Below are 25,521 nucleotides of genomic sequence, written 5' to 3'. Positions count from 1 at the left end.
ATGCACACGAACGGGCTGACCGGCGACGGGCTGTGTCTGGGCTACCACGGTCGGCGTGTCGTCGACGGCGCCTCGCTGCATCTCGAGCCCGCCCGCGTGACTGCGCTCGTCGGTCCCAACGGCAGCGGCAAGTCGACGCTGTTGCGCGCGCTCGCCCGTCTCCACCACCCCGACGCGGGCAGCATCGCCTTCCCCGGCGGCGGCAGCGCGCTGGACCTGTCGGCGAAGGAGTTCGCCCGCAAGGTCACGCTGCTCTCGCAGTCCCGGCCGACCCCGAGCGGCGTCAGCGTGCGCGACGTCGTCGGGTACGGGCGTCATCCGCATCGGAGCCGTTGGCGCAACGACGACGCGGACGGCCCGCGCGCGATCGAGCACGCGATGACGGTCACCGGCGTCACCTCGATGGCCGAGCGCGCGGTCGACGAACTGTCCGGCGGTGAGCTGCAACGCGTCTGGCTGGCAACGTGCCTCGCCCAGGACACCGGCGTACTCCTGCTCGACGAACCGACCACGTTCCTCGACCTGAGGTACCAGATCGAGATCCTCGACCTGATGCGCGAACTCGCCGACGAGCACGGCGTCGCGGTCGGCGTCGTACTGCACGACCTGAACCAGGCCGCTGCGGTGGCGGACCGGATCGCACTACTCGATCAGGGGCGGGTACGTGCGACCGGTACGCCGGACGAGGTACTGCGAGCCGACGCGCTCACCGAGACGTACGGCATCACCATCGAGGTCGGCACCGATCCGGCCACCGGTCTGGTCACCACTCGCCCCATCGGCAAACACCTGTCCCGCGTCACGACGAGCTGAAAGTCATCCTGATGAGACGAACCGCCATCGCTCTGGTCGCTGCTGCCCTGCTGGGTCTGACTGCCTGCGGTACCAGCGAACCCACCGCCTCGAACGACGCCAGCGACGCCGCCGCGCAGCCGGTCTCCCTGACCGACGCCCGGAACAAGAAGCTCGACCTGAAGGCACCTGCCAAGAAGGTCGTGGCGCTGGAGTGGAACGCCGCAGAGAACCTGGTCACGCTCGGCGTGATGCCGGTCGGCGTCGCGGACACCAAGGGGTACACGAACTGGGTCACCGCGGCGAAGCTCGACCCGTCGGTGAAGGACGTCGGTACCCGCGGCGAGGCGAGCGTCGACGCGATCGTTGCCCTCAACCCCGATCTGGTCATCACCACGACCGACGAGGCCGCGAACACGATCACCCAGCTCGAGAAGGCCGCTCCGGTGCTGGTGATCCGCGGCGCGGACGCGAAGAACGCGATCCCGCAGATGAAGACGAACCTGGACCTGATCGGCCAGGCGGTCGGCAAGGCCGACCAGGCCAAGCAGCTGAACGCGGACTTCGACAAGGCGATTGCCGACGGCAAGCAGAAGATCGCCGACGCGGGCAAGGCCGGCACCGGGTTCACGATGGCCGACGGGTGGAAGCAGGGCAGCACGATCTCGATCCGGATGTACACGACTGGGTCGCTGCTCGGCGCGGTCGCGACCGAGCTGGGTCTGAAGAACGGCTGGACCGGTGCGGGCGACAAGGACTATGGGCTCGCGCAGACCGATCTCGAGGGGCTGACCAAGCTGCCCGACGGGAACTTCCTGTACATCGCGAACAAGAACGACGGCGGTGACGTGTTCGGCGGCGACCTGGCCGGCAACGCGATCTGGAAGAACCTGCCGTTCGTGAAGACCGACAAGGTCCACCGCCTGCCCGACGGCATCTGGATGTTCGGGGGCCCGAAGTCCACCGAACAGTTCATCGACGCCGCCGTCCAGGCAGTCACATCTTGACCCAGCAGGCGGGCACAGGCGCCCCGCCCGACCACCCGGACCGAGTGGGCACAGCCGCCCCGCCCGACCACCCGGATCCAGTGGGCGCAGGCGCTCCACACCCGGACCGGGTGGGCGCAGCCGCTCCACACGCGGATCGGCCGGCGGCGGCCCGCCCCGCGACCCAACACGGTCCCGTGGCCGCAGCGCGGGAGGCCTCGCTTCAACCCGTTCGGCGGGTGCGGGTGGCGGGGGTATTTCTCCTGGCGGCGGTTGCAATCGTGCTGCTGGCCGCCGTACATCTGACGCAAGGCACGTCCTCGGTCGGCGCCGGCGACCTGCTGCGGCTGGTGTTCGGGCAAGGAACGGACAACGCCGCGAACGTGCTGGTCGCGTCGCGGTTGCCCCGGCTGCTGGCCGGGGTGCTGGTAGGTATCGCCCTGGGGGTTGCGGGAGCGGGGTTGCAGTCGTTGGCTCGCAACCCGCTCGCTTCACCCGACACGTTGGGGGTCAACGCAGGGGCGTACCTGGCCGTCGTGATCGTGGCCGCGTTCGGGGTGTCGTTACCGGCGCTGCCCGCCGGTGGAGTCGCCTTCGTCGGCGGGCTCGCAGCCGCAGGGCTGGTGCTCGTGTTGTCGGCGGGCGGCTCCACCGGGCCGACCCGGCTGATCCTGGCCGGGTCGGCGGTCGCGATGGCGCTCGCCGGCGTGACCACGCTGCTCCTGCTGCTGTACCGCGAGGAGACGGTCGGCACGTTCGCCTGGGGCGCCGGCACGCTGGTGCAGACCGACCTGCGCGCGGTCACCCAGATGGCACCGATCGTTGCCCTCGGCATCCTCGTTGCGTTCCTGCTGGCCGCCAAACTCGACATCCTTGCCCTCGGCGACGACACCGCCTCCGTCCTCGGCGTGAACGTACGCCGGATCCGCGTCCTCACCACGCTCGTCACAGTGATGCTCTCCGCGGCCGCCGTCACCGTCGCGGGACCGGTCGGTTTCGTCGGCCTGGTCGCGCCGGTCCTCGTCCGCCTCACCGCCCCGCTCGTCCCCGGCCTGCTCCGGCACCGCGTACTCCTGCCGCTCTCCGGTCTCGCCGGCGTCCTCGTCGTACTCGCCTCCGACGTCGTACTGCGGGCCGCGTTCGGCGGGCAGGCCGGGGTGGAGATCCCGACCGGGATCATGACGATGGTGGTCGGCGCGATCGTCCTGATCTGGCTGGCCCGACGGCATCGCGACTCGGGGCCGAGCCGCTCCCCCGGCGGGACAGGCTCCGGTCTGCGCAGTCGCCGTACGTTCTGGATCGTGACCGCGGCGCTCGTCGTACTGCTGATCGCCGCGGGGGTCGGCGCGATGCTGACCGGTGACGCGCTGCTCCGCACCGGCGACCTCGCGAACTGGATGAACGGCGCGTCGGGCCGCGCGATCACCTACGTCCTGGACCAGCGCTTCCCACGGGTCGTCTCGGCGCTGCTGTGCGGTGCGGCGCTCGCGATCGCCGGTACGACGGTGCAGGCGGTCTGCCGCAACCCGCTGGCCGAACCGGGCATCCTCGGTATCACCGGCGGCGCGGGCGTCGGCGCGATCGCCACGCTCATCCTGTTGCCCTCAGCAAGCATCTGGTTGCTGTCGGGCGTCGCCGCGGTCGCAGCCGTCGTCACGTTCGGGCTGGTTTACCTGATCTCCTGGCGCGGCGGCTTGAGCTCAGACCGGTTGGTGCTGATCGGGGTCGGCGTCTCGTCGGTGGCGACCGCGATCATCACGTTGCTGATCGTTGCCACCGATCCGTGGAACCTGAGTCTGGCGATGACGTGGTTGTCGGGGAGCACATACGGGCGCAGGCTTCCGCAGGTGCTACCGGTGACGATCGCGCTGATAGTCCTCACTCCAGTTGTTGTGCATGCCCGGCGAGAGCTGGATCTGCTGGCGCTGGACGATGACGTGCCGCGGATCCTCGGCGTGCGGCTCGAGCGAACGCGGCTGCTGATGCTGCTGGCAGCAGCTCTGCTGACTGCGGCGGCGGTCTCCGCGATCGGTGTCGTCGGGTTCGTCGGCTTGGTCGCTCCGCACGCTGCCCGTGCCCTGGTCGGCGGGAGGCACGCCCGGATCCTTCCGGTCGCGGCCCTGCTCGGTGCGATCCTGGTCAGCGTCGCGGACAGCCTCGGCCGGACGGTCCTCGCCCCCGCCCAGATCCCCGCCGGCCTCCTGACCGCACTCATCGGAGCGCCGTACTTCGTCTATCTGCTCTGGAGAACACGGGTGCCCACGCGCTGAACCTCGTGTCAAGATGGTCCGCATGCTGCGCGAACTGCACCTCACCGGCAATCCGGACGCCGACAAGTTGCTCAACGACGACCCGTTCGCCTTGCTGGTCGGGATGCTCCTGGACCAGCAGTATCCGATGGAGCACGCCTTCTCCGGTCCGTGGAAGATCGCGAACCGGATGGACGGTTTCGACCTGCACAAGATCGCCGCGAGCGACGTCGACACGTTCGTCGAGCTCTGCGTCACCCCGCCGGCGATCCACCGGTACGGCGGTTCGATGGCCCGCCGGGTGCACGCACTGGCACAGCACATCATCGACAACTACGACGGCGAGACCGCGAACATCTGGCTCAGCGGCCGGCCGAAGCCGGACGGCGCCGAGGTGCTGAAGCGGCTGAAGGCACTGCCCGGGTTCGGTGAGCAGAAGGCGAAGATCTTCCTCGCGATGCTCGGCAAGCAGCGCGGCGTACAGCCCAAGGGCTGGCGAGAGGCCGCCGGGCACTACGGCGACCGCGGCTCGCACCGCTCGATCGCCGATGTCACCGACGCCGCCTCGCTGGCCGAGGTCCGCAACTTCAAGAAGGCCGCGAAGGCCGCCGCCAAGGAAGTCGCCGGCGCCTGAATCCCGCGACACCAAGGCCCGACCTGTTGCAGGTCGGGCCTTCTGCGTGCGGGTTGTCCCTTGTGAACCACGCGGTTTCCTGCAGGAGGCGACGTACCGCCTTATGCTCGGCTGGGGCAGCCACGGGAGGAGAGCGGATGGACATCCGGGATCTGGATCGTCGGGCCGGCGCAGTACTCGGTGAAGTCGTGATGCAGGTGCGGACCGAGCAACTCTGGTTCCCCACCCCGTGCCCCGACTGGACCGTGCGCGGTCTGCTCCGCCATCTGGTCAGTCAGAACGAGGGCCTCGCAGCTGCTGCCCTGAACGGCTCCGCCTCCATCCACACCTGGAACGGCGGCCGCCTCGCCGACAACCCGGCCGGCGCGTACCGGCGGTCGAACGTCCGGGTCGCGGACGCGTTCGCCGACGGCGGCGCGCTGGACCGGCTGGTCGAGGTACGCGAGTTCGGCTCGTTCCCGCGCCGGATCGCGCTGACCTTCCACCAGCTCGACTGCATCGTGCACGCCTGGGACCTGGCCCGCGCGATCGACGTCCCGTACACCCCGCCGCCGGACATGGTCGAGATGGCGCTCACGCTGGCCCGCCGGATCCCCGACACCGAAGGCAACCGCGGCCCCGGTTACGCGTTCGACCGGATCGTGAAGGTCTCCGGCACGGCTCCCGATCTCGACCAGCTACTTGGCCTGCTCGGTCGCAATCCGGAGTGGGTTTCCCCGCTGGACTGAGTACTCCGGCAGCTCGATCGCATCCGGCTTCGCCAAGGTCATCTTCGCCAGCGCACCCGACATCAGCTTCGACGTCATCGTCCGGAGTACGAAGTCGCGGTAGGCGATCCCGAACGACGACATCGGCATCGCCATCTTGATCCCGCCCGGCGGGAGCTCCATCCGCTGGTCGACATACGCCTGCATCCGGGCCTGGTACACCGGGAACGCGCGGGCGTGATCGCCGTCGACCGCGGCCAGCTCGCCCGCCAGGACATACGCTCCGACGAGCGAGAGCGCCGTACCGTGGCCGGCCATCGGCGAACCGCAGTACCCGGCGTCGCCGACGAGCGTGATCCGGCCGCGAGACCACTCCGGTACGACGACGCGGCTCGTGCTGTCCAGGTAGAAATCGCCGGCCTGGTCGAGCTGCTCCAAGATCCGCGACGTGTGCCAGCCGAGCCCGACGTACTGCTCCCGCACCAGCCGCTTCTGCGCCGCGAGGTCGCGCCGGTCGTAGCTGATCACCGGCGACCGGAAGCTCAGCAACGCCTTCGCGTACTGCGGAGCGTGGTCCGGCCGGAGCCCGACCCATCGCCCGCGCGGCGCGGTGTACACCTTGAACCAGTGGTCCAACGGCTCCGGCGTCTCGACGGTGAAGTACGACGTGTAGCCGCCGAGGTGATGCACGAACTCCGACTCCGCGCCGAACGCCAACCGCCGTACCCGCGAGTGCACTCCGTCCGCGCCGACCACCAAGTCGAACCGCCGTCGCGTGCCACTCGCAAATGTCACGTCGACGCCGGTCGGGTCCTGGTGCAACTCGGTGATCGAGTCGCCGTACACGTACTCGACCCCGGCCGTCGCGTCGGTCAGGATCGCGGCCAGATCACCGCGCAGAATCTCGATCTCCGCGACCGGACCGGCACCGTCCATCAGCTCCGCATGCATCACCGCGGACCGCGAGCCGTCGGCCCGCACGTACTCGAGCCCGCGCTCGTGCATCTTCCGCTCGGCCACCGCCGGCATGATGCCCATCCGCTCGGCAACGACCCGCGACACGCCGCGCAGGTCGACGGTCTGCCCGCCCGGCCGCGGCCCCGGCGCGATCTCGACAACCGTCGGCACAAACCCGAACCGCCGCAACCAGAACGCCAACGCCGGCCCGGCAATCCCACCACCGGAAATCAGAACAGTCTTCATCACTCACCCCTTTGACTAGTGCGCGTACGCCGTACACGGTGCACTACTCGCACCGCGCGACGCCACCGCGCACTAGTGCACTGATCAGAGGGTGAGCGCCAGTCGAGTCGCTTGCTCGATGGCCCGTTTGGCATCCAACTCGGCGGCTACGTCGGCGCCGCCGATGAGGTGGACCGGGCGGTTGGTGGCGCGGAGTGCGTCGGCGAGGTCGCGGACCGGTTCCTGGCCGGCGCAGACGACGACCGTGTCGACGGCGAGGACCTGTGGCTTCTCGTGCTTCGGACCGAAGGTGACGTGCAGGCCCTCGTCGTCGATGCGCTCGTAGTTGACGCCGCGCAACTGCTCGACCTGCTTGTTCTTCAAGGCAGCCCGATGCACCCACCCCGTGGTCTTACCGAGTCCGGCGCCGATCTTCCCGGTCTTACGCTGCAACAGATACACCTTCCGCGGCGACGGCTCCGGCTGCGGTACCGCGAGCGCACCCGCGAGCTTCGTCGGATCACCGACCCCCCATTCACGCTTCCAAGCCTCGAGGTCAGGCGACACCGGTGTCGTCAGGAACTCGCTCACATCCACACCGACCCCGCCGGCCCCGATCACCGCAACCCGTTCACCAACCGGCTTCCCCTCGCGCACGACCTCCGCGTAGGACAGCACAGTCGGATGATCGATCCCCGGGATCGCCGGCACCCGTGGTACGACGCCGGTCGCGAGCACGATCTCGTCGAACCCGGCCAGGTCCTCGACGGTCGCGCGCCGACCGAGATGCACCTTCACGCCGGTCAGTTCGAGCCGCCGCCGGTAGTACCGGATCGTCTCGGCGAACTCCTCCTTGCCCGGGATCCGCCGCGCGATCCCGAACTGCCCGCCGATCTCCACATCCGCCTCGAACAACTCGACCCGATGCCCCCGCTCGGCGGCCGTCACCGCCGCCGCCAACCCGGCCGGCCCGGCCCCGACGACCGCGATGCTCTTGGTACGACGGGTCGGCAGCAACTGCAGCTCGGTCTCGCGGGCCGCTCGCGGGTTGACCATGCAACTCGCCTTCTGCTTCGCAAACACATGATCCAGACACGCCTGGTTACAGGCGATGCAGACGTTGATCTCGTCAGCCCGATCAGTTGTTGCCTTCAGCACCCACTCCGGGTCCGCCAGGAACGGACGGGCCATGCTGACCAGATCGGCATCTCCACGCGCCAGGACTTCCTCGGCGACCTGCGGCAGGTTGATCCGGTTCGAGGTAACGACCGGGATCTTCACGTACGGCTTGAAGGCGGCGGTCACGCTGGTGAACGCGGCGCGCGGCACGGACGTGACGATGGTCGGCACGCGGGCCTCGTGCCAGCCGATGCCGGTGTTGATGATCGACGCACCGGCCGCCTCGATCTCTTTGCCCAGCGCAACCACGTCGTCCCAGGTCTGACCACCTTCGACCAGGTCGGCCATCGACAGCCGGTAGATGATCAGGAAGTCCTCGCCGACCCGCTCCCGGGTCTGCCGGACGATCTCGACCGCGAGCCGGCGGCGGTTCTCCGGGCTGCCGCCCCAGCGATCGGTCCGCCTGTTCGTGCGCTCGGACAGGAACTGGTTGATGAAGTACCCCTCGGACCCCATGATCTCGACACCGTCGTACCCGGCCTCACGGGCCAGCGCGGCGCAATCGACGTACGCCTTGATCTGCTTGAGCACTCCGCGGTCGGTCAGCGCGCGGGGTTTGAACGGGTTGATCGGGGCCTTGAGCGCGGACGCGGAGACGCTGAAGGGATGGTACGAGTACCGGCCGGCGTGGAGGATCTGCAACGCGATCCGGCCACCTGCCTCGTGGACCGCGTCGGTCAACAGGCGGTGCTTGCGTGCCTGCCGATGGCTGGTGAGCGTCGACCCGAACGGCGTCAGCCAGCCGGTGCGGTTCGGCGCGTAGCCGCCCGTCACCATCAGGCCGACCCCGCCACGCGCCCGCTCGGCGAAGTACGCCGCGAGCTTGGGCAGGTCGCTCAGCCGGTCCTCGAGACCGGTGTGCATCGAGCCCATGATCACCCGGTTCGGCAGCACCACATGACCGAGATCCAGAGGCTCCAGCAAATGCGGGTACGCCGTCATCGGTTGTCCTTCCGGAGGGCTTCGATCACTTCGTCGCACCAGGCTGTGAACGACCCCTCGGCGCGGATGCCGCCCCGCAGTACGAGGTACTGGTGCAGGTCGCGGCCGTGCAGGGTGGACGGCTTCGGGAAGTCGCGCTTCTGGATCCCGCGGTACACCTCGAGCCGGGTCGCATGCTCGGCCCGGTGCCGCTCGATCTCCTTGAGGACGACGTCCAGCGAGCCGAGCGAGGCACCGCGAAGCTTCACCCCGAGCCCGTCCCGCAGTACGGCGGGATCCTCGGGCTCGGCCAGCCAACGCGTGAGCTCCGCCCGCCCGGCGGCCGCGACCCGGTAGACCTTCTTGTCCGGTCGGCCCTCCTGGGCGATCTCGGTGTGCGTGACCCAGCCGGCCTCGTCCATCCGGCGCAGTACTCGATAGATCTGCTGGTGCGTGGCCGGCCAGAAGTAGCCGATCGACCGGTCGAACCGCCGGGCCAGCTCGTAGCCGGACCCGGCGCGCTCGGTCAACGAGACCAGGATCGCGTGCTCCAGCGCCATGACCGGAGCGTACCTATGCAACTCGTTGCACTGCACCTGATTGCAACCCGGATCACATCCAGGACCCGGACCGGGTGCTCGGACTTTGAGAGAATGGTTGCAGACGCCATCTATTGATCGGAGCATCATGAATCACCCGACCAAGACGACGTTGCCAGGGATCGGTACGCGGTACGACCTGGTCACCGAGGGTGGCAAGCACGTCTCGGTGGTGGTGCACAACGACGGCCGGCGGTTCCTCGGCTTCCACGATCCGGAGGACGACGACACCTGCCAGGCCACGGTCCCGCTCGGCCAGAGCGAGGCGGCGGCGCTCGCGCAGCTGCTGATCCCGGAGTCGATCGACCCGGTCCGGGGCGAGATCGAGATCGACCTGGTCACCGAGCACATCCCGATCACGGCCAAGTCGCCGTACGCCGGGCGCACGCTCGGCGACACCCAGGCCCGCAGCCGGACCGGCGCGTCGATCGTCGCGGTACTGCGGCGTACCGGTGCGACGCCCTCGCCGACGCCGGACTTCCGGTTCGCGATCGGCGACACCCTGGTCGTGGTCGGCACCCGCGAGGGCGTGGATGCCGTGGCCGACCTGATCGCGGGTGGGTGAGATGCACGAGAACATCACCGCCCTGCTGATCGAGCTCGGCGCCGTCATCCTTGCTCTCGGCATCCTCGGCCGGATCGCCGGCCGCCTCGGCTTCTCGCCGATTCCTCTGTATCTGTTGGCCGGGCTCGCGTTCGGGCACGGCGGATTGTTGCCGCTGGCAGCGAGTGAGGAGTTCGTTGCCACCGGCGCCGAGATCGGCGTGATCCTGCTGCTGTTGCTGCTCGGGCTCGAGTACACCGCGTCGGATCTGGTCGGCACGCTGAAGACGCAGTACGTCTCGGGTGCGGTCGACTTCCTGCTGAACGCGTTGCCTGGTGCTGCTGTGGCGTTGCTGCTCGGTTGGGGTCCGGTGGCGGCGGTGGCGTTGGGCGGTGTCACGTGGATCTCGTCGTCGGGCGTGATCGCGAAGGTGGTCGGCGACCTCGGCCGATTGGGTAACCGCGAGACGCCGGTCGTACTGGGGATCCTGGTGCTCGAGGACCTGTCGATGGCGGTTTATCTGCCGATCCTCACCGCGCTGCTCGCGGGCGTCGGGTTGGCCGGTGGAAGCATGACGTTGCTGATCTCGCTGGGGACAGTCAGCGTGGTGCTGTTCATCGCGCTCAGGTACGGGCGGGTGATCAGCCGGGCGGTGTCCTCCGACAACCCCGAGATGCTGTTGCTGGTCGTACTCGGGCTGACGTTGCTCGTCGCGGGGATTGCGCAGCACCTGCAAGTGTCGGCGGCGGTCGGTGCGTTCCTGGTCGGGATCGCGTTGTCCGGCGAGGTCGCACATGGTGCCCGGAATCTGCTTGCTCCGCTGCGTGATCTGTTCGCCGCGGTGTTCTTTGTGTTCTTCGGGTTGAGCACCGATCCGGCGAAGATCCCACCGGTGCTGGCGATCGCGTTCGGCCTCGCCGTACTCACCGCGCTCACCAAGATCGCCACCGGCTGGTACGCCGCACGCCGGGCTGGCATCTCGACCGCAGGACGCTGGCGCGCCGGCGGGACGTTGGTGGCGCGGGGCGAGTTCTCGATCGTCATCGCCGGCCTCGCCGTCGGGGTCGAACCGAAGCTCGGCCCGCTCGCGACGGCGTACGTGTTGATCCTGGTCATCCTCGGTCCGGTCGCCGCCCGCTACACCGAGCCGCTCGCGCGGCGCCTGTTCAAGTCGAAGCCGAAGGCCGCCGCGCCCGTTGTCGAGCGAGTCGAGACGCCCAGCTAGAAGAGTTTGTCGCCGCGTTCGTGATCGAGCAGGGCTCGTTTGCGTTCGATGCCACCGCCGTAGCCGGTCAGGCTCCCGGTCGAGCCGACCAGGCGGTGGCACGGGACGATGATGCTGATCGGGTTCTTGCCGTTCGCGAGACCGACGGCGCGGGCCGATTGGGGTTTGAGTCCGAGCGCCGCGGCGAGACCGCCGTACGTGGTGGTCTCGCCGTACGGGATGTCCTGGAGGGCGGTCCAGATCTGGCGCTGGAAGTCGGTGCCGCGCAGGTGCAGTGGTACGTCGAACTTCGTGCGGCCGTGGTGGAAATACTCGTCCAGCTGCTCGGCGACCGCCCGCAGGGCCGAGTCGTCGCGGTCGCCGAAGCCGGCTTCGTCGGGGCGGTAGCGCTGCTGGTCCATGTACAGGCCGGTCAACTCGCCCGCTTCGGTCCCCAGCAGGGTGAGGGGACCGAGCGGGCTGTCGATGACGGCGTACGTCACTTGGTGGACTCCCACTGGGCGCGGTCGATCCGGTAGAGCACGTGCCGGCGCAGGCTGTGGCCTTCCTCGACGCGCGGGTGATCGAAGTCGCCGGCCTCGTCGTGCACCATGCCGATCCGCTGCATCACCCGCTGCGACGGCAGGTTGGTGGTCGCGGTGAACGAGACGATCTCGTCCAGCCCGACCGGCCCGAACGCGTACGCCAGCGCGGCCCGGGCCGCCTCGGTCGCATAACCGTTGCCCCAGGCACCTTTCGACAGACGCCAGCCGATCTCCACCCCGGGCAGGAACGGCGCGTCGAACGTCGGCACGTTGAGCCCGGTGAAGCCGATGAACTCCCCGGTGTCCTTCACCTCCAGCGCCCACAGGCCCCAACCGCGGCCGTCGAGGTGCGGGATGTTCAGATCGATCAGGGCGTCGCTCTGCTCACGGGTCTGCGGAGCCGGAAAGTGCTCCATCACGGCCGGGTCGGCGTTCAGCGTGGCGAACGGCTCCCGATCGGAGTCACGCCACTGACGGAGCAACAGACGGTCGGTGGTCAGGTCGGTCATTCTCACTCCGGAATCTTGTTGATCGCGTGGTCACCGGTGGCCCACAGGTACTGCACGGCGTACGCACGCCAAGGCCGCCACGCGCGCGCGTGATCGGTCAGGAGTTTGGGGGCCTCGGGCAAGCCTAGGTCACGAGCGGCGTACCGGATACCTAAATCACTGGCCACAAAGGCATCCGGGTCACCCAGCGCGCGCATCGCGATCGACTCGACGGTCCACGGCCCGATCCCCGGCAACGCGGCCAACTGCTCCCGCGCACGATCCCAGTCCGCGCCCGCTCCGAGGTCAATCTCCCCATCGGCGAGCGTCCGCACCAGTGTCGTCAACGTCGTACGACGCGACTTCGGGAACGCCAGCGTCTCCGGATCGAGCCCGGCCAGCGCCTGCGTCGTGGGGAACAGATGCGTCAGCCCACCGGCCGCATCCTCGATCGGCTCGCCGTGCTGCAGCACCAGGCGATGGGCGTGCGTACGTGCGGCCGCGGTGGACACCTGCTGACCGAGCACCGCACGTACGGCGAACTCCTCGCCGTCGACCGTGTGCGGAACCCGTCGGCCCGGCGCCTTCACGATCAGCGGCGCGAGCACCGGATCCTCGCTGAGCAGGTCGTCGACCGCGACCGGATCCGCGTCGAGGTCGAGCATCCGCCGGCAACGGCTGATCGCGATCGCGAGATCGCGCTGATCGGTGAGCGAGAGCTGGCACGCGATGTGGTCGGGCATCGGCCGCAACGCGACCACGCCGTGACCGTGCGGGAGGCGCAGCGTGCGGCGGTAGTGGCCGTCGCGCCACTCCTCGACGCCTGGCACCCCGGTCGCGATCAGGTGACCGAACAGGTTGTCGGGCGTCAACGGTGCACGGAACGGGAGGCGCAGCGAGATCGTGCCCGGCGCGGCGGTCGCCGTACCCCGGCGGGCGCGGCGACGCAGCTCAGTCGGAGCGAGCGCGAAGACTTCCTGCACGGTCTCGTTGAACGTCCGTACGCTCGAGAACCCGGCGGCGAACGCGACGTCCGCCATCTGCAGGTTGCTGGTCTCGATCAGGAGCCGCGCGGTCTGTGCCCGCTGCGCCCGGGCGAGCGCGAGCGGCCCGGCGCCGAGCTCGGCCAGCAGCTGCCGCTGCACCTGCCGCACGCTGTACCCGAGCTGGCCGGCCAACCCCGGCACGCCGTCGCGGTCGACCACCCCGTCCGCGATCAGGCGCATCGCGCGGGCCACCAGGTCGGCGCGGTCGTTCCACTCCGGGGAGCCCGGGCTCGCGTCCGGACGGCACCGCTTGCAGGCGCGGAACCCGGCCTGCTGGGCGGCGGCCGCGCTCGGGTAGAAGCGCATGTTCTCGACCTTCGGCGGCACTACCGGACAGCTCGGCCGGCAGTAGATCTTCGTGGTCAGAACAGCCGTGAAGAACCACCCGTCGAACCGCGCGTCCTTGGACTGGACGGCCCGGATACATCGCTCCCTGCACTCGTACACGTCCTCCAGCATCCCTGCCGCCACCGACAGTCGCTAGCGGTTTTACGACATGGAGGTGGACCGGGTCGCGGTTTTGCGACGCCACGATCCGGCGTCGGATTCCCGCCAGCTTCACCGTCACGGCTCGCGTGGACTGGTTCACATGAACGAATTGGTTGGCAAGAAGGCAATGGTGACAGGTGGCAGCCGCGGGATCGGCGCCGCGACCGCGATCGCATTGGCGGAGAAGGGCGCCGACGTCGCGATCACGTACAACGCGTCCGCGGATGCGGCGGCAACAGTCGTGAAGGAGATCGAGGGCCTCGGGCGCCGTGCCGTGGCGCTCGCCGTCGATGCGGCGGATGCGGTTGCGGTCGGCGACGGCGTACGACGGGCTGCGGAAACCCTTGGTGGGTTGGACATTCTCGTGAACAACGCCGGGGTGGGTGCGATCGCGCCGATCACCGAGCTGACGCCGGCCGACGTGGATCGGGTGGTCGCGGTCAACATCCGGGGCGTGTACGCCGCCACGCAGGCCGCCGTACCGCTGCTGTCCGACGGCGGCCGGGTGATTCATCTCGGCAGCTGCGCGGCCGGCCGGGTCACGAGCCCTGGTATGACGCTGTACGCGATGAGCAAGGCTGCGCTGGTCGGCTTGAGCAAGGCGTTGGCCCGCGAACTCGGGGCTCGCGACATCACCTCGAATGTCGTCCAGCCCGGCCCGATCGACACCGACATGAACCCGGCCGACGGCCCGTACGCGGCAGCGCAGATCGCGGACCTCGCCCTGGACCGTTTCGGCAGCCCACTCGAGGTCGCCGCGGCGATCACCTACCTGGCCGGCCCGCACGCGGCGTACATCACCGGCACGGAACTCACCGTCGATGGCGGGCACACGGCCTGAATTGTCGGAGGTCGTCTCTAGCCTCAGCAGCATGAAGTTCTCGGTCACTGTTGGGGCGGTGGGTGACGGGCGGGATCCACGCGGGCTGGCTGAGCTTGCCCGCGTGGTGGAGGACTGTGGCTGGGACGCGTTGTTCCTGGAGGACTATCTGGTCTACCAGGGCGATGCGTCCCAGCCGACGTACGACCCGTGGATCTGCCTGGCGGCGATGGCGGTCGCGACCGAGCGGATCAGGATCGGTACGACGGTGACGCCGCTGCCTCGGCGCCGGCCGTGGAAGGTGGCGGCGGAGGCTGTTGCGTTGGATCACCTGTCCGGTGGGCGAATGGTGCTCGGGGTGGGGATCGGGGATCCGGGCGATCCGTTCATGGAGGGCCGGAGTCCCAAGGTGCTGGCGGAGATGCTGGACGAGGGGCTGGAGCTGATCGATCGGCTCTGGAGTGGGGAGCGGGTCACCTTCACCGGCAAGCACTACCGGTTGGAGGACGTGCAGTTGACGGCTCGGCCGGTGCAGGAGCCGCGAATTCCTGTCTGGGTGGGCGGGAACATGTTGGTGCCTGCCGTGCGGCGGCGGATTGTGCGGTGGGGTGGGTCTTGCGCTTATAAGGGGAGCACCGATGCGCCGCAGACCATCACTCCCGATGATGTCCTCGGGCTGTTGGCGGAGGGGGCGCGCGAGGTGAAGGTGAGTGGGGGTGAGCCCGCGGCGTTCGCGGAGGCGGGGGCCACCTGGTGGGGGCGGTGGATCGCGCCGATGGGGGTTGAGGAGACGTTGGCGATCGTGCGCCAGGGTCCACCGCGACTCTGAACCGTTGACAGGTTTGGAGGGGCCGGGGCAGACTGCGGATGTTTTTAACGTTCAAAACGTCCGTGGGAGGTCGCTGTCGCTACGCTCAAGCAGGTCGCCGCCCACGCCGAGGTGTCGGTGCAGACGGTATCGAACGCGCTCAACGCCCCGCACCGGCTCCGGCCGGACACGCTCGAACGCGTCAACAAATCGATCGAACTGCTCAACTACCGGCCCAATCGTAACGCCCGCAGTCTGCGCACCAGCGCGGTCGAACTGATCGGGTACTGCGTGCCGAACTGGCCGAACCAGACCCATCTCGTCATGGACCAGTTCCTGCACGCGCTCTGCGCCGCCGCGGAACGTACCGGCCGGCACATCCTGCTGTTCACCGCACCGCCCGGCGTCGACGGCATGCCGACGTACGACGATCTGCATGCGCGTCGGCTGGTCGACGGGTTCGTGCTGTCGCAGACCGAGACGCACGACCCGCGGCATGCGTGGCTGAAGGAGCAGGGCATCCCGTTCGTCAGCTTCGGGCGGGTGTGGAAGGAGACCACGCAGCCCGGTCCTTGGGTGGATGTTGACGGTGCGGCCGGTTCGGCGATGGCGGTCCGGCATTTGTATGAGACCGGTCGTCGGCGGATCGCGTTCATCGGCTGGCCCAAGTCGTCCGGGCTCGCCGAGGACCGGTACGGCGGTTGGCGGGACGAGTGCAAGAAGCTCGGGCTGCAGACCACCGGGCTGTCGATCCGTTGCCACGAGGACAGCCTGGACGAAGGTGCGCGCGCGACCGCGGCGCTGCTCGACGCCGGGCGGGAGCTCGACGGGATTGTTGCCCTGAGCGACATTCTCGCGCTCGGCGCGCTGCGCGAGCTGAACCGTCGCGGAATCACGGCCGGCCGGGAGATCGGCCTCACCGGCTTCGACGACTCACCCCTGGCCGACGTCGTCTCCCCCGGCCTGACCAGCCTCCGGCAACCGATGGACGAGATCGCCGGCGAACTGATCGAGATCCTCACCGGCGCGCCCGACGGTACGCCGACCGAACGCTTACTGCAGCCAGAACTGGTGATCAGGGGCAGCTCGGCCCCTGGCTGATCCCCGGCGCTGTCCCCCCGGCGCCGCGAGAAGGAGGAAACCGCCAATGACTCCCGATCCGACCAACCGAAGTAGACAAACCAGCTCCGCCCCACCAACCCCGCAGTCCGCTCCACCCGCCCGGCAGTCCGGCGCCGCCACGCGGCGCCCGGTGCGTCGCACCGCGGGCATCGCGCTGCTCGCCGCCGCGACCGTGCTCGCCGGCACGGCGTCCGCCCTCGCGGGCCCGTCCACCACCGGCTCGACCGGCGCCGCCTCAGGCCCCACCACGAACTCCACGACAACAACTGCTGGATCGTCTGAGCTTTCCGAGACGACTCGGCTTGCTGATCGGCGGTCGCTGGTGGTTGGCGATCGGGCCTACGCGATGGGTGATGAGACCGGCCTCTACCCCGCCACCGGATGGCACATCCGTGGTGAGATGGGTGGCTTCTGGTCGCAGCCGATCAAGTTGCTCGACGGGATCTGGTTCGGGCTCGACGGTAACTGGCTCGGAAAGGACGTCGCCGCCGCGAAGTACACGAGCGGTCAGGGGTACAGCCGGATCGACTACTCCGGTTCGGTCAACGTACGCCGTACCGACTTCGTCCCCGACGGCGTCCGCGCGACGCTGGTCGGCCTCACGCTCAGCTCGAGTACGGCGAAGACGGTCAAGCTCGACGTCGACGCGCACTCCGAGCTGATGCAGTCGTACCCGTGGGACTGGACCACCCCGGGCGCGGCCGACGCCAACCTGCCCGACACCGGCGACTACACGAACGGCGCGCTCCGGTTCCGCGAGCAGGGCACCCCGTCGTACCCGAACGCGACCAACCACGACTACGCCGCGTTCGTCGGATCGTCCCTGCGTCCGACGGATCACCAGCTCGGCCCGGACCACCGCGGACCGCAGAGCCCCGCGGTGATCTGCCCGAAGGACGGTACGACGCCCGCCCGCTGCGACGACTCGCTCGTCGGCAAGGGCACCGGTGGCCGCCTCACTTACGACGTGAAGCTGTCGGCCGGTCAGCAGAAGACGATCTGGTTCGCCGTGGCCGGATCGGACCAGGGCAGCCAGGCCGCCCAGCGCGAGTACGGCAAGGCGCTGAGCAACCCGGACAAGTTGCTGCGGGCAAAGACCGCCGTACGGCAGCAGATCGACGCGCAGTCCGCAGTGGACCTTCCTGGTGACCGGCTGCTGCAGCAGAGCGTCGAGTGGAGCAAGCAGAACCTCGCCGACTCGGTGCAGGAGGCGCACAACCTGCAGATCCGGGACGTCAACGAGGGCAAGGACTTCCCGGCACCCGCCGGGACAGTACAGACCGCGCGCTGGTTCGGCGCCGGCTTCCCGGACTACCCGTGGCTGTTCGCGACCGACGGCGAGTACACCGCCTTCGCCGCCGTCGCAGCGGGCCAGTTCGACACCGTCAAGTCCCACCTCAAGGCACTGCGCGATGTCAGCGACATCCTGAACAACCGCAGCGGCAAGGTCGCGCACGAGGTCACTCCGACCGGCTCGGTGTACTTCGGTTCGAACCAGAGCGCAGGCAACACCGACGAGACGGTGAAGTTCCCCAGCACGGTCGCGCTGCTGTGGCGGTGGACTGGTGACAACAAGTTCCGCGACGACATGTACGACTTCAGCGTGCGGAACCTGCAGTACGTGTACCGCGAACTGGACAAGGACGGCGACGGCTGGCCCGAGGGTCTGGGCAACGTCGAGCGCACCGGAATGGGTGTGGAGAAGCTCGACAACACCGTCTACCTGATCCGCGGTCTGACCGACCTCGCCGACCTGGCCGCGTCGAAGCACGACACGAAGGTGCAGCAGTGGGCCACCACCCGCGCGAACGACCTCGAGTCCCGCTTCGAGGCACAGTGGTGGGTACCGCAGGCGATGGGGTACGCCGACTCGATCGACGACCCGGCCAACCCGGCGAACGACAACACGCCGATCTTCCAGCGGCACTGGATCGGCGTCACGCCGATGGAAGCGGTACTCAACCACCCGGGCAAGCCGGCCTCGCCGCTCGCCTCGACCGCCAACGCGAACACGGCGCTCGACCAGCGCGAAACAGCTTGCTACACAGGCGAATTCGGCCTGTTCCACACCGGCACCGGCGCGACATCGGACCCGGCCGGCAACCCCGGCGCAACGTGTGATCCGGTTGTCTCGCAGGTGAAGAGCGAGCGCAGCATCTTCGGTCTGAACACGTCGATCATGGCCGTTGCGGAAGGCAACTTCGGTCGGTTGGGCACCAAGCAGCAGCAGGCGTACACCACCGGCAACGCCCGGATCCAGCTCGACCCGTCGGTCTGGGAGACCCCCGGCGCGATGCCGGAGATCGCCCCGTCACCGGACTCGGCGGCGAACACCGGCCGGCCGTTCTACGACCGCTCGATGGCACTGCAGGCCTGGGGTGCGTACGGCATCCTCTGGCCGGTGATCCACCAGCAGCTCGGCGTCGACCCCGACCTCGGGCAGGGCCGGATCGCCGTCGTACCGCAGCTGCCGCAGGGCCAGCAGAAGGTGGCCGGTAGCAACATCCGGGTCGGCCGCGGCTCGGTCGATGTCTCCGCACGCCTTACAGGTAAGGCGTTGTCGACCGACGTGACCGCGAAGGGCGTCGGCGCGACGCTCACGGTCGGCGCCGTACTGCCGTCCGGGGCGAAGGTGAAGAGCGTGTCGGTCGACGGCCACGCGACGCAGTACAAGCTCGTCACCACCACGCGCGGGACCGAGGTCCAGGTGCCGGCAAAGGGCTCTCACACCGAACTGAGAATCACCCTCCGCTGAGATATCCCCGCGCGGAACCCCGAGGTCGTTCGCGACCTCGGGGTTCTCTTTTCTGGACTGATGAGTTCAAGAAGGCGAGCCCCTCCGAGTATGAGTCGGAGGGGCCCGCACCAGCTGAAGGAAGGTGACGTCTCCAGCTTCCCGATACGGGTCCGTGGAGGCCGGCAGACCCCGTCACCGGTCTACCTCGGTGGGGATCCCCACCGCTAGGGCCCTCGGTTTCCGATCGACCCGCCACTCCAGTCCGAAGCGGCGTGTCGACATTTCTACGCTCTTGAACGGGGGTCGCACAAGCCTTTCCTGGCAACAGTTTTGGTCGTCCACAGTGATCGCGCAACCATCCACAGAAACTGTCCCGGTTATACACACCCCCTGTGCATAACGTGTCTTAGCCCTTAGCGGGTTTGAGCGCCATCGGTTGCAGAATGCGATACCCGGCATACACACCGAGCGCGCTGACCGCGAGCACCGACGGTACGGCGACGGCGAGCGGTGGCCGGTGATACCCGGCGTTGGTGAGGATGTCGGCGAGCCATTGCGCGACGAGCAGGAACTCGGCCGCCACGGCCGGGATCAACGCCAGCGGCAGCATCAGCAGACCGCGCCAGACGCCGAAGCGAACGAAGGTGATACCGAGCAACCAGCCCGTCACCTCGTGGGACAGGATCAGCAGGAAGAACTCGGCGAACACCAGGCCGACCTGCGAGGTGCTGGTGAACAGGTGCGGGTTGTTCAACTTGTCGGGCCAGCCCTGCCATGCGTAGATCAAGTGCTCGATCTGGTAGGCCAGCACCCAGACGATCGAGGTGGCTGCCGCGGCGCCGGTCAGGTAGATGCCTGAGGCAACCGCATACATCCGCCGGGTGACACCATGCGCGACCAGCAGCACCAGGTACGCCGGGGTGAGTGTCACGCCGATCGCCAGCGAGAAGTACTTCGGCGACTGGGTGCCGTAGTCCCACATGCTGCTGGTGACGCCGCTGGTCACGAGCTGGATGACGAGCCCGATCGCCAAGAACGCAACGAGCATCACGATCCAGTAGCCGACGAGCATCTGGCGCAGACCGACGGTCATCGACAACAACACCGTCTTCAACCGGCGCCAGTCGGTGGCCTCGCGCGGAAGCGTCGCCTCGGCCGTGGTGGTCATGAGCGGGCTCCTGTCAGATGGACGAAGAGATCCTGCAGGCCGACCGGACCGATCTCCAGACCGGCGGCAGCCGCGTCCGCCAGCAGCGCCGGATCGAGGTCGCCGAGAACCGTCGTGGACTTGGTGCCGCCGAGCCGCTCCTCCGCGAGCACGGTGAAGCCGACGGTGAACTTGTCCACGGCCGCGGCCGGTCCGACGATCGAGGCGCCGCGGCCGCGCAGCGAGTCCACCGGTGACTGCGTGACGAGGCGGCCGTTGTCGAGGATGACGACCTCCTCGAGCATCGCGCTGACCTCGCTGACCAGGTGGGTGGACAGCACGAACGTTCGCGGTACTTCGGTGTAGTCGGCGAGCAGCGCGTCGTAGAACAGGTTCCGCGACGGGACGTCCATGCCGAGGTAGCTCTCGTCGAAGATCGTCAGCGGAGCGCGGCTGGCGAGGCCGAGGACGACGCCGAGCGCGGACTTCTTACCGCGGGAGAGCTTCTGGATCTTCTTGTTCAGCGGCACCTCGAAGCGGTCCAGCAGGTCGCCGGCGAGCTCGGCATCCCAGTACGGGCGGAGCGCGGCCGCGAGACTGATCGCTTGTTTGACCGGTACGGCGTCGGGCCGGTCGCCGGATTCGCGGATCAGGCAGAGCCGGCTGGTGACGACGGCGTTCTCGTACGGCTCCTGCGCCGTACCGAGGTCGCCGCCCTCGATCAGGACCCGACCCTCGTCAGGCCGCCGGAATCCGGCCAGGACCGCGGCGAGCGTGCTCTTACCGGATCCGTTCCGGCCGAGCAGCCCATGGATCTTGCCGGGCGCCAGCCGCAGATCGAGTCGGTCCAGCGCCGGCACCCCGGCGAACCGGACCGAGAGGTTCTCTGTCCTGACGGTCAGGGCGGTGGTCATCAGGCGTCTCCGTACGTGCGGATGTGCTGGAGGATGTCTTTCAAGGGGATGCCGATCGCTTTGGCCTCGCGGATCATCGGGTCGACGACGTCGGCGAAGAACGAGTCGCGGCGGCCGGTGCGGAGCAGGTCGCGGGCGTTCGGGGAGACGAACATCCCGATACCGCGCTTCTTGTACAGCACGCCCTCGTCGACCAACTGCGCGAAACCTTTGGCCGCGGTGGCCGGGTTGATCCGGTAGAAGGCGGCGTACTGGTTGGTCGACATCACCTGCTCGTCCTCGGCCAGCGCGCCGGTCACGATGTCGTTCTTGATCTGCTCCGCGATCTGCAGATAGATCGGACTCCGGTCGTCGAACACAACCCCACCCCCTTCCTTGGTTAGTTACTTGAGTAACGAACCATAGCACCGCCCGGGGTCACCCGCCGGCGGATTGCCCCTGCTGGATTGCCTTCTTCAGCGCCGGTACGACGGGACCGACGCGCACCGCGAGCTGCGCCAGGCGGTCCTTGTGCCGGATCCGCTGCTCCTTGCTGACGATCGTGCGCAGGTCCGCGGTGGACGCGAGTACGACGATCGAGGCGTCGCGCAGGTCCACCCGCGACACCAGCCGCGAGGCGCGCAGCGTGTCATGGGCGGCCTGGAGCAGCTGCCGCCGCATCAGCGGGTGCCGGACCGTGATGCGATCCGCCGGGATGATCCCGAGAATCCGATGCGGCTCCACCTTGATCAACCGCGCCCGCTCGAGCTCATCCCGAACCCGCCGCACGGTCACCCCGCCCCGCCGATCGATCCAATGCCGCCACCGCCGCGGTCCCACCGCCCGCAGTTCCTCCAACACCCCGGCCGACACCACATCCCGCGGAGCCGGCACCGCCGTCACCCGCACCCGCCCACCCTCGTCAACCACATTCCCCGCCAGCTGCAGGTCCACGAGCGTCGCCGCCCGCAACGCCTTCCCGATCTTCGACCGCGCACCCAGCCGGCCCCGCTCCGGATCGCAACACAGCAAGAACATCCGGGCCGCCAACGACTCCGGCGTCTGGAGATTGCCTAGAGCAACTACCTTCCGGGCAGGCCGCGGCGTACGGCGCAACGTCTGCCCACCTCCGGCGAGCGTTTCATTCCTTCTGGTCATCGTCTTCCTCCTTCGGAGGACGGCCGGGGCGGCGGAGTTTGCCTACTCCGCCGGGGAGGCGGCCGGCGTCGGCCAGGGCTCGGCGGAGCAGGAACTCGATCTGGGCGTTGGTGCTGCGCAGGTCGTCGGCCGCCCAGCGGGCCAGCGCGTCGTGCACCACGGGATCCAGCCGGAGCAGGATCTTCTTGCGTTCGACAGCCACGGCAGACGACCACTCACTGGTAGAGCGAGCCGGCGTTGACCACCGGCTGGGCGTCACGGTCGCCGCACAGCACCACCAGCAGGTTGCTGACCATCGTCGCCTTCCGCTCCTCGTCCAGCTCGACCACCTCGTGCTCGGACAGCCGGTCCAGCGCCAGCTCGACCATGCCGACCGCACCTTCGACGATCCGCTGCCGGGCCGCGACGACGGCACCCGCCTGCTGCCGCCGCAGCATCGCCTGGGCGATCTCCGGCGCATACGCAAGGTGGGTGATCCGCGACTCGATCACATGCACACCGGCGGCGTGTACCCGAGCACCGATCTCGGCCGACAACTTCTCGGTGATCTCGTCGGTGCTGTCCCGCAGCGACAACACCTCGCCATCGGGATGGACGTCGTACGGATAGCTGTTGGCGATGTGCCGGACCGCGGTCTCGGTCTGGATCGCGACGAACTCGACGAAGTCGTCCACCTCGAACATCGCCTGCGCGGTGTCCTCGACCTGCCAGACCACGACTGCGGCGATCTCGATCGGGTTGCCGTCGGCATCGTTGACCTTGGCAACGGCCGTCTCGTGGTTGCGGATCCGGGTGGAGACCTCACGCCGCGAGGAGATCGGGTTCACCCAGCGCAGCCCGTTGGTCCGCACGGTCCCGGAGTACCGCCCGAGGATCTGCACGACCCGCGCCCGGCCCGGCGACACCGGGGTCAGCCCGGCGGCGACGATCAGGCCGACCACGAACACCGCGATCGCGAGCACGACCTCCGCTCCCCGATCGTGGGTGGCGCCAATGATGAACCCGGCCACCCCCGCCACCAGCAGCACGAACGCCAGCAGCGCCATCGGCCAACCGTTCAGATCCCGGCCGGCGCGCTCGGTCACCTTCGGGGCCGGCATCTCCACCGCGACATCCACCATCACATTGCCTCCTTCTCGAATAGCTCGAAGGTAGCAAAGTGATATCACATTTACAAGTGGGTTCCGATCAGGGCAGACGGGCCGCCAGCGACTCCAGGTGGGACTGCCAGAGGGTGGAGACGGAGTTCGGCAGCGGGTCGATCGCCGAGGCGCCCCAGGCGTGGATCGGGCGGATGCCGTGCAGCGCGTTGACCAGCCACGCCTCGGTCGTGTTCTGCAGGTCCTGTGGAGTGACAGCCCGCTCGGAGATCTCGACGCCCTGGCTGCCGGCGATCCGGCGCAGGAGCTGCGCGGTCACCGACGCCAGCAGCGGCCGGTCGGACTGCGGGAAGCAGAGCGTCTCGTCGTCCCACCAGACGACAGCCGAGTACGCCGCCTCGAGCACGGTCCCGTCGGCGTCGAGCAACAGGATCTCGTCGGCACGATCAGGCGCCGACTCCTTCAGCTTGCCGAGCAGCTCCAGGTCCGGACCCTTCACCCGCGGCGCGGTCCGCGGATCCGGCCCCTCGTGGACGGCGACCCGCACGCGCCCGCCGATCGGCGGCGCCGGCCGCAGCTGGACGGCGAGCTCACCCGACGTCTGCAGCTCGAACCGCGGGAACCACCGCCCGAACCCGGGCAGCCGCCCGGCCTGCTCGTCCCAGAACCGTTCCGCGGCGACCCCCGCCGCGGCACACGACCGGACGAACCGTTCCCGGTGCAGCTCCAGTCCCCGGACCTTGCCATTGGCAACCAGGAACGAATCCGCCACCAGCAGACCACTCATCTCCCCCACCCTTCACCCGCGGCTCGCCCGGCCGACGGCTGCCGTTGCTTTCAGCACCATTTCTTCGTACTCCGCGACCGGGTCGGAATCCAGCACGATCGCACCCCCCGCCCCGATCACGGTCCCGTCCGGGGTCAGCACCGCCGTCCGGATCACCACACTCAGGTCCGCCCGCCCGTCCAGGGACAGGTAGCCGAGCGCACCGGAGTACACCCCGCGGGCACTCCACTCGAGCTCGTCGATGATCTCCATCGTGCGGATCTTCGGCGCACCCGTCATCGACCCCGGCGGGAAGCAGGCCCGGACCGCATCGACCGCGGTCAGCCCGTCCCGCAACCGGCCGCGGACCGTCGTCACCAACTGGTGCATGGTCCGGTAGCTCTCGACCTGCATCAGCTGCGGCACGGTCACGGTCCCCGGCACACTCACCCGGCCGAGGTCGTTGCGGATCAGGTCGACGATCATCAGGTTCTCGGCCCGGGTCTTGTCGTCCTCGGCCAGCGCCTTCGCCGCGAGCTGGTCCTCCGCCGGGTCGAGATCGCGCGGCGCGGTCCCCTTGATCGGCCGGCACTCGGCCCAGCCGTCCGCGTCCACGGTCAGGAACCGTTCGGGCGAGGAGCTCGCCACCGCGAGATCGCCGTACCGGAGGAAGGCGGCGTACGGCGCCGGGTTCGCGGACCGTTGCCAGCGGAAGAACTCGAACGGGTCCTGCACGGCCGGCAGCCGGACCCGGTTCGTCAGATTGACCTCGTACGTCTGGCCCGCCTCCAGCTCCTCCAGCACCCGCGCGATACCGGCCAGGTACGTCGCCCGGTCCTGCTCGAGATGCGCCTCTAGGTCGAGCCCGGCGATCGCCGGGGCGTCGACGCTGCCCATCCACCAGTCGGCGGCGGCCGTCTCGGCACGATCCAACCAGCTCTCGCCGGCGCCGGGCTCGTCGACCGCGACCAGGTAGGTCCGGTCGTGATCGTGATCGATGACGATGAACCGGTTCGCCCAGATCCAGAGCGCGTCCGGCGTCGGCGACTCGTGCGCGGCGCGGCCGCCGGTGAGCGCCTTCAGCTCGTAGCCGAAGTACCCGACGTAGCCGCCGCAAAAGAGCCCGGCCAGCTCTGCCGGCGGCTCCTCGGTTCGGTCCGCGAGCAGTTGGTTGAGCTCGGCGAAGACGTCGCCGTCGGCAACATCCCTGGTGATGACCTCGGCTCCGACGCTCGTACCGAGGACGGAGACGCGTCGCGGGGCGCGGTCGGTCAGGCTGCCGTCGAGCCAGTACGCGACCGGTTCGGCGGCCAGCAGCTCGCGGTAGACCGTCTCACCGTCGAGCGCTCGATCGAGCGTCCGGACGGACCAGCGCAGCGCACTCACAAGCACACCGTACCGACCG

25 protein-coding genes and 1 pseudogene are annotated in these 25,521 nt (G+C 68.8%); 12 read left to right on the top strand and 14 right to left on the bottom strand.

All coding sequences use genetic code 11. The features are described from left to right. The 5 genes from ACFWUU_RS21890 (at position 1) to ACFWUU_RS21870 (ending at position 5,389) form a co-directional block, all read left to right on the top strand. Positions 1-813, top strand: coding sequence for an ABC transporter ATP-binding protein (locus tag ACFWUU_RS21890; protein ID WP_380177639.1), 813 nt, complete (start codon positions 1-3; stop codon positions 811-813). A gap of 11 nt (positions 814-824) precedes the next feature. Beyond that, a complete protein-coding gene (locus ACFWUU_RS21885; RefSeq protein ID WP_380177637.1) occupies positions 825-1,799 on the top strand; it encodes an ABC transporter substrate-binding protein in 975 nt (324 codons plus the stop codon). Positions 1,800-1,843: 44 nt separating this feature from the next. Beyond that, positions 1,844-4,048 carry an iron ABC transporter permease gene (locus ACFWUU_RS21880; RefSeq protein WP_380177635.1) on the top strand — a complete coding sequence of 735 codons (2,205 nt, stop codon included), beginning with the start codon at positions 1,844-1,846 and terminating at the stop codon, positions 4,046-4,048. A 22-nt stretch (positions 4,049-4,070) separates the two neighbouring features. Beyond that, the gene (locus tag ACFWUU_RS21875) at positions 4,071-4,661 is read left to right on the top strand and encodes an HhH-GPD-type base excision DNA repair protein (RefSeq protein WP_380177633.1); all 591 of its coding nucleotides are present in this window, start codon (positions 4,071-4,073) and stop codon (positions 4,659-4,661) included. A 137-nt stretch (positions 4,662-4,798) separates the two neighbouring features. Continuing rightward, entirely contained in the window at positions 4,799-5,389 is a 591-nt protein-coding gene (locus tag ACFWUU_RS21870) for a TIGR03086 family metal-binding protein (protein ID WP_137258913.1), read from the top strand. On the opposite strand, the gene ACFWUU_RS21865 is transcribed toward ACFWUU_RS21870, so the two are convergent. The 3 genes from ACFWUU_RS21865 to ACFWUU_RS21855 form a co-directional block, all read right to left on the bottom strand. After that, positions 5,339-6,571, bottom strand: coding sequence for an FAD-dependent monooxygenase (locus ACFWUU_RS21865; RefSeq protein WP_380177631.1), 1,233 nt, complete (start codon positions 6,569-6,571; stop codon positions 5,339-5,341). The genes ACFWUU_RS21870 and ACFWUU_RS21865 overlap by 51 nt on opposite strands. Positions 6,572-6,655: 84 nt before the next feature. Beyond that, positions 6,656-8,671 (bottom strand): FAD-dependent oxidoreductase, encoded by a 2,016-nt coding sequence (locus tag ACFWUU_RS21860; RefSeq protein ID WP_380177629.1) that lies wholly within the window; start codon positions 8,669-8,671, stop codon positions 6,656-6,658. After that, positions 8,668-9,210, bottom strand: coding sequence for a PadR family transcriptional regulator (locus ACFWUU_RS21855; RefSeq protein ID WP_380177627.1), 543 nt, complete (start codon positions 9,208-9,210; stop codon positions 8,668-8,670). The genes ACFWUU_RS21860 and ACFWUU_RS21855 overlap by 4 nt, the downstream gene beginning before the upstream one ends. A 127-nt stretch (positions 9,211-9,337) precedes the next feature. On the opposite strand from ACFWUU_RS21855, the gene ACFWUU_RS21850 reads away from it, so the two are divergent. Both ACFWUU_RS21850 and ACFWUU_RS21845 read left to right on the top strand, forming a co-directional pair. Then, complete coding sequence (locus ACFWUU_RS21850) at positions 9,338-9,814, top strand: cation:proton antiporter regulatory subunit (protein ID WP_380177625.1); 477 nt, start codon at positions 9,338-9,340, stop codon at positions 9,812-9,814. A gap of 1 nt (position 9,815) precedes the next feature. Then, complete coding sequence (locus tag ACFWUU_RS21845) at positions 9,816-11,018, top strand: cation:proton antiporter (RefSeq protein ID WP_380177624.1); 1,203 nt, start codon at positions 9,816-9,818, stop codon at positions 11,016-11,018. On the opposite strand, the gene ACFWUU_RS21840 is transcribed toward ACFWUU_RS21845, so the two are convergent. Genes ACFWUU_RS21840 through ACFWUU_RS21830 form a run of 3 tightly spaced genes read right to left on the bottom strand, consistent with a single transcriptional unit; the run spans position 11,015 to position 13,547 of the window. After that, positions 11,015-11,500, bottom strand: coding sequence for a methylated-DNA--[protein]-cysteine S-methyltransferase (locus tag ACFWUU_RS21840; protein ID WP_380177622.1), 486 nt, complete (start codon positions 11,498-11,500; stop codon positions 11,015-11,017). The genes ACFWUU_RS21845 and ACFWUU_RS21840 overlap by 4 nt on opposite strands. Continuing rightward, the gene (locus ACFWUU_RS21835) at positions 11,497-12,051 is read right to left on the bottom strand and encodes a GNAT family N-acetyltransferase (protein WP_380177620.1); all 555 of its coding nucleotides are present in this window, start codon (positions 12,049-12,051) and stop codon (positions 11,497-11,499) included. Before ACFWUU_RS21835 ends, ACFWUU_RS21840 begins: the two co-directional genes overlap by 4 nt. 2 nt (positions 12,052-12,053) lie before the next feature. Then, positions 12,054-13,547, bottom strand: a complete 1,494-nt coding sequence (locus ACFWUU_RS21830; protein ID WP_325053136.1) for an AlkA N-terminal domain-containing protein — start codon at positions 13,545-13,547, stop codon at positions 12,054-12,056. Between the two features lie 118 nt (positions 13,548-13,665). Between ACFWUU_RS21830 and ACFWUU_RS21825 the strand changes: the two genes are divergently transcribed. The 5 genes and pseudogenes from ACFWUU_RS21825 (at position 13,666) to ACFWUU_RS21805 (ending at position 19,070) form a co-directional block, all read left to right on the top strand. Beyond that, entirely contained in the window at positions 13,666-14,406 is a 741-nt protein-coding gene (locus ACFWUU_RS21825) for an SDR family oxidoreductase (protein WP_380177618.1), read from the top strand. Between the two features lie 31 nt (positions 14,407-14,437). After that, positions 14,438-15,214 (top strand): LLM class flavin-dependent oxidoreductase, encoded by a 777-nt coding sequence (locus ACFWUU_RS21820; protein WP_380177616.1) that lies wholly within the window; start codon positions 14,438-14,440, stop codon positions 15,212-15,214. Positions 15,215-15,307: 93 nt separating this feature from the next. Then, a pseudogene (locus ACFWUU_RS21815) lies at positions 15,308-15,421 on the top strand (LacI family DNA-binding transcriptional regulator); the annotation flags it as partial. A 96-nt stretch (positions 15,422-15,517) separates the two neighbouring features. Further along, the gene (locus ACFWUU_RS21810; protein WP_380179041.1) at positions 15,518-16,294 is read left to right on the top strand and encodes a substrate-binding domain-containing protein; all 777 of its coding nucleotides are present in this window, start codon (positions 15,518-15,520) and stop codon (positions 16,292-16,294) included. A 151-nt stretch (positions 16,295-16,445) separates the two neighbouring features. Continuing rightward, complete coding sequence (locus ACFWUU_RS21805) at positions 16,446-19,070, top strand: glycogen debranching protein (protein WP_380177614.1); 2,625 nt, start codon at positions 16,446-16,448, stop codon at positions 19,068-19,070. Between the two features lie 388 nt (positions 19,071-19,458). Here ACFWUU_RS21805 and ACFWUU_RS21800 read toward each other — a convergent pair whose 3' ends face one another. The 8 genes from ACFWUU_RS21800 to pabB all read right to left on the bottom strand — a co-directional run bounded on the left by ACFWUU_RS21800 (position 19,459) and on the right by pabB (position 25,502). Continuing rightward, positions 19,459-20,220 carry a hypothetical protein gene (locus ACFWUU_RS21800; protein ID WP_137258902.1) on the bottom strand — a complete coding sequence of 254 codons (762 nt, stop codon included), beginning with the start codon at positions 20,218-20,220 and terminating at the stop codon, positions 19,459-19,461. Next, on the bottom strand, positions 20,217-21,113 hold the full coding sequence (locus ACFWUU_RS21795) for an ABC transporter ATP-binding protein (RefSeq protein ID WP_137258901.1): 897 nt from the start codon (positions 21,111-21,113) through the stop codon (positions 20,217-20,219). Before ACFWUU_RS21795 ends, ACFWUU_RS21800 begins: the two co-directional genes overlap by 4 nt. After that, positions 21,113-21,472 (bottom strand): GntR family transcriptional regulator, encoded by a 360-nt coding sequence (locus tag ACFWUU_RS21790; RefSeq protein WP_130440939.1) that lies wholly within the window; start codon positions 21,470-21,472, stop codon positions 21,113-21,115. Before ACFWUU_RS21790 ends, ACFWUU_RS21795 begins: the two co-directional genes overlap by 1 nt. Before the next feature lie 58 nt (positions 21,473-21,530). Continuing rightward, positions 21,531-22,250, bottom strand: a complete 720-nt coding sequence (locus ACFWUU_RS21785) for a GPP34 family phosphoprotein (RefSeq protein ID WP_380177611.1) — start codon at positions 22,248-22,250, stop codon at positions 21,531-21,533. After that, entirely contained in the window at positions 22,234-22,452 is a 219-nt protein-coding gene (locus tag ACFWUU_RS21780; protein WP_137258898.1) for a hypothetical protein, read from the bottom strand. The genes ACFWUU_RS21785 and ACFWUU_RS21780 overlap by 17 nt, the downstream gene beginning before the upstream one ends. Positions 22,453-22,465: 13 nt before the next feature. Beyond that, positions 22,466-23,371, bottom strand: coding sequence for an SPFH domain-containing protein (locus tag ACFWUU_RS21775; RefSeq protein WP_137258897.1), 906 nt, complete (start codon positions 23,369-23,371; stop codon positions 22,466-22,468). A 67-nt stretch (positions 23,372-23,438) separates the two neighbouring features. Beyond that, positions 23,439-24,137 carry an aminotransferase class IV gene (locus ACFWUU_RS21770; protein WP_380177609.1) on the bottom strand — a complete coding sequence of 233 codons (699 nt, stop codon included), beginning with the start codon at positions 24,135-24,137 and terminating at the stop codon, positions 23,439-23,441. 12 nt (positions 24,138-24,149) lie between these two features. Beyond that, a complete protein-coding gene (pabB, locus tag ACFWUU_RS21765) occupies positions 24,150-25,502 on the bottom strand; it encodes an aminodeoxychorismate synthase component I (RefSeq protein WP_380177604.1) in 1,353 nt (450 codons plus the stop codon). Positions 25,503-25,521: the final 19 nt, after the last annotated feature.

The sequence above is a fragment of the Kribbella sp. NPDC058693 genome, from assembly GCF_042715335.1.
Classification (GTDB): Bacteria; Actinomycetota; Actinomycetes; order Propionibacteriales; family Kribbellaceae; genus Kribbella; species Kribbella jiaozuonensis.
This window is presented reverse-complemented; position numbering and strand designations above follow the sequence as displayed.